The organism is Magnetospirillum fulvum MGU-K5, from assembly GCF_000442515.1.
GTDB classification, from domain to species: Bacteria; Pseudomonadota; Alphaproteobacteria; order Rhodospirillales; family Magnetospirillaceae; genus Phaeospirillum; species Phaeospirillum fulvum_B.
This window is the reverse complement of record NZ_AQPH01000132.1, coordinates 1-3,822: the sequence shown is the minus strand read 5'-3', so window position 1 is coordinate 3,822 and position 3,822 is coordinate 1. Positions and strand designations below refer to the sequence as shown.

Below are 3,822 nucleotides of genomic sequence, written 5' to 3'. Positions count from 1 at the left end.
GCCCCCCACCCGCGAGGGGTGGGGGGCTCAATCGATCGGGTCGATTACAGGCGTTGCTAAGGACTTAGAAGTCCATGCCGCCGAAATCGCCGCCGCCAGCGCCCGGCATCGCCGGAGCGTCCTTCTTGGCCTTCTCGACGATCAGCACCTCGGTGGTGACCAGCAGGCCAGCGACCGAAGCGGCGTCCTGCAGGGCGGTGCGAACCACCTTGGTCGGATCGATGATGCCGGCGGCGATCAGATCGACATATTCGCCGGTCTGAGCGTTGAAGCCGAAATTGACATCCGACTGCTCGAGCAGCTTGCCAGCGACCAGCACGCCATCGGCACCGGCATTGTCGGCGATCTGACGAACCGGAGCCTGGAGGGCGCGGCGGACGATTTCGATACCAACCTTCTGGTCGTCGTTACCGGCCTGGAGGTCCTTCAGGACCTTGATCGAGTGGAGCAGAGCGACGCCACCACCGGCGACGATGCCTTCCTCGACCGCGGCGCGGGTAGCGTGCAGGGCGTCATCGACGCGATCCTTGCGCTCCTTCACTTCGACTTCGGAGGCACCGCCGACCTTGATCACCGCAACGCCACCGGCCAGCTTGGCCAGACGCTCTTGCAGCTTCTCACGGTCGTAGTCGGACGAGGTCTCTTCGATCTGGGCGCGGATCTGCTTGATCCGGGCTTCGATTTCGGACTTCTGACCGGCACCATCGACGATGGTGGTGTCTTCCTTGGTGATGGTGATGCGCTTGGCGGTGCCGAGATCGGTGATCGCGACGTTCTCAAGCTTAATGCCGAGGTCTTCGCTGATGACCTGACCACCGGTGAGGATGGCGATGTCTTCCAGCATGGCCTTGCGGCGATCGCCGAAGCCCGGAGCCTTGACGGCAGCGACCTTCAGGCCGCCACGCAGCTTGTTGACGACCAGGGTGGCCAGAGCCTCGCCCTCGATGTCCTCGGCGATGATCAGCAGCGGACGACCGGACTGGACGACCTGCTCGAGCACCGGCAGCAGCGGCTGGAGGCCCGACAGCTTCTTCTCGTGGAGGAGAACGAAGGGGTTCTCCAGCTCGACGGTCATCTTCTCGGCATTGGTGACGAAGTACGGGCTGGTGTAGCCACGGTCGAACTGCATGCCTTCGACGACTTCGAGTTCGGTGTCGAGGCCCTTGGCCTCTTCAACGGTGATGACGCCTTCGTTGCCGACGCGCTCCATCGCCTCGGCGATCTTCTTGCCGATGTCGGCTTCGCCGTTGGCGGAGATGGTGCCAACCTGGGCGATCTCGGCGTTGGTCGAAACCTTGCGCGAGCGGGACTTCAGGTCGGTGATGACGGCGGTGACGGCGAGGTCGATGCCGCGCTTCAGGTCCATCGGGTTGATGCCGGCGGCAACCGACTTGGCGCCTTCACGGACGATCGCCTGGGCCAGAACGGTGGCGGTGGTGGTGCCGTCGCCGACCAGATCGGCGGTCTTCGAGGCAACTTCCTTGACCAGCTGGGCGCCCAGGTTCTCGAACTTATCAGCCAGTTCGATTTCCTTGGCGACGGAGACGCCGTCCTTGGTGATGCGCGGAGCGCCGAACGACTTCTCGATCACGACGTTGCGGCCCTTCGGGCCGAGGGTCACCTTCACCGCGTCGGCGAGGATGTCGACGCCGCGCAGCAGACGGGTGCGGGCATCGGTAGAGAATTTGACTTCCTTGGCAGCCATTTTTCTTAAACCTTTATGTCGAAATTAGGCGAGAATGCCGAGAATGTCGGATTCTTTCATGATCAACAGGTCCTGCCCGTCGATCTTGACCTCGGTGCCCGACCACTTGCCGAACAGCACCTTGTCGCCAGCCTTGACGTCCAGGGCGGCAACCTTGCCGTCTTCGCCGCGAGCGCCGGGGCCGACGGAGACGACTTCACCCTGCTGGGGCTTTTCCTTGGCGGTGTCGGGGATGATGATGCCGCCAGCAGTCTTCTCTTCGGATTCGAGGCGCTTCACCACCACGCGATCGTGGAGCGGTCTGAAAGTCATGGGACTGAACCTCCGTTTGGTCTTCGCCACAAGGGCGACACAACAGTTTTGGCCGGTGAAGGGGCGCTGTTAGCACTCCTCACCAACGAGTGCTAACCATCTAAGGGCGTCCCCCCATCCTGTCAAGCGCGGCTGGGTTAAGAATCTGTCATGTCGGCTGCGGTGGCGTCATATCGTGCGCCAAAAGGTGACGCACGATATGCATTGTGTGAGGCTGCGGCCAAGTGCCCGGACGGCACGCTTAGGCCGAGGGGCGATATGAACCGTTTTGAGAGATTGTCCGGGGTCAGGGAAAACACCCGACCCGTCATGGCCGGGCTTGACCCGGCCATCCCCACGACGCAGCTCAATCCAATGCACCCAAGGACGGCTCCACCGACCCCCGGGTCAAGCCCGGGGGTGACGGCCTCAAAAGGCGATATTGTCAAAATCCGGCAAACTCTACCGCGCCAGGGCGCGCCAGGCGATATCGCGGCGGCAGAATCCGCCCTGCCAGTCCAGGGCATCGACCGCCCGATAGGCCCGCTCGCGCGCTTCGGTAACGTCCGCGCCGATCGCGGTGACGCCCAGTACCCGACCGCCGGTGGCGATCACCTGACCGTCTTTCAGCGCGGTTCCGGCATGGAGAACGGTGACACCCTCGATCGCGCCCGCCGCATCCAGACCGCCGATCACGCTGCCCTTCTGGTACGAGCCGGGATAGCCGTTGGCGGCCATCACCACCACCAGCGCCACCGCGTCGCGCCAGGACAGGCTGATCTGATCCAGCCGTCCCTCGGCTCCGGCCAGCAGCACCGGCAGCAGATCGGACTCGAGCCGGGCCATCAGCACCTGACATTCCGGGTCACCGAAGCGGACATTGTATTCAAGCAGCTTCGGCCCGGTCGCGGTGACCATGATCCCGGCGAACAGCACCCCGCTATAGGGGCGGCCCAACTCGGCCATCGTCGCGATCAGCGGACGGATGCAGGTGTCGATGATCGCCGCCTCGATCGCGGGGGTGACCACCGGAGTGGGCGAATAGGCCCCCATGCCGCCGGTATTGGGGCCGGTATCGCCGTCGCCGACCCGCTTGTGATCCTGGGCGGCGGCCAGCGGCAAAGCGGTACGGCCGTCGCACAGGGCGAAGAAGCTGCATTCCTCGCCTTCCAGGAATTCCTCGATCACCAGTTCGTCGCCTGCCGCGCCGAACACCTTGTCGCCCATCATCGCATCGACGGCGGCCAGCGCCTCGGCCTCGGTCATCGCGACGACGACGCCCTTGCCCGCGGCCAGACCGTCGGTCTTGACGACGATCGGAGCGCCCTTGGCGCGGATGAAGTCCTTGGCCGACTGGGCATCACGGAAGCGGCCATACCAGGCGGTGGGAATCCCCGCCTTGGCAACGACATCCTTCATGAAGCCCTTCGAGCCTTCCAGCTCGGCGGCGGCGGCCGAGGGGCCGAACACCTTGATCCCGACCTCGCGGCAGCGATCGACCAGCCCGGCGACCAGCGGTGCCTCGGGCCCGACCACCACCAGATCGACCGCGTTGGCGCGGGCGAAGGCGACCAGATCCTCGACCGCCTCAGCGGCGATGGCGACGCACTCGGCGACGTTGGCGATCCCGGCATTGCCCGGGGCGCACCATAGCTTGGTCAAAAGCGGCGATTGCGCCAGCTTCCAGCACAAAGCGTGCTCGCGTCCGCCCGATCCGACCACCAATACCTTCATCCCAACATCCTTTCCGTGACTTAAAGCTTCGTCGTGGCGTGCGCGCCGGTTTCTAACAGCGTGCGGAAAAATCCTGTCCCGCCCCTCTATCC

3 protein-coding genes are annotated in these 3,822 nt (G+C 64.4%); all 3 read right to left on the bottom strand.

What is annotated here, in order from left to right; genetic code table 11:
• Positions 1 to 64: 64 nt before the first annotated feature.
• Positions 65 to 1,705, bottom strand: a complete 1,641-nt coding sequence (groL, locus tag K678_RS17055) for a chaperonin GroEL (protein WP_021133727.1) — start codon at positions 1,703 to 1,705, stop codon at positions 65 to 67.
• A 24-nt stretch (positions 1,706 to 1,729) separates the two neighbouring features.
• Complete coding sequence (groES, locus tag K678_RS17050; RefSeq protein WP_021133726.1) at positions 1,730 to 2,017, bottom strand: co-chaperone GroES; 288 nt, start codon at positions 2,015 to 2,017, stop codon at positions 1,730 to 1,732.
• A 441-nt stretch (positions 2,018 to 2,458) separates the two neighbouring features.
• Positions 2,459 to 3,730 (bottom strand): phosphoribosylamine--glycine ligase, encoded by a 1,272-nt coding sequence (gene purD / locus K678_RS17045; protein WP_021133725.1) that lies wholly within the window; start codon positions 3,728 to 3,730, stop codon positions 2,459 to 2,461.
• Positions 3,731 to 3,822: the final 92 nt, after the last annotated feature.

Excerpts from the sequence above, each read along its gene's own strand:
- groL (WP_021133727.1), bottom strand. The coding sequence starts at position 1,705 with ATGGCTGCCAAGGAAGTCAAATTCTCTACCGATGCCCGCACCCGTCTG.
- groES (WP_021133726.1), bottom strand. The coding sequence starts at position 2,017 with ATGACTTTCAGACCGCTCCACGATCGCGTGGTGGTGAAGCGCCTCGAA.
- purD (WP_021133725.1), bottom strand. The coding sequence starts at position 3,730 with ATGAAGGTATTGGTGGTCGGATCGGGCGGACGCGAGCACGCTTTGTGC.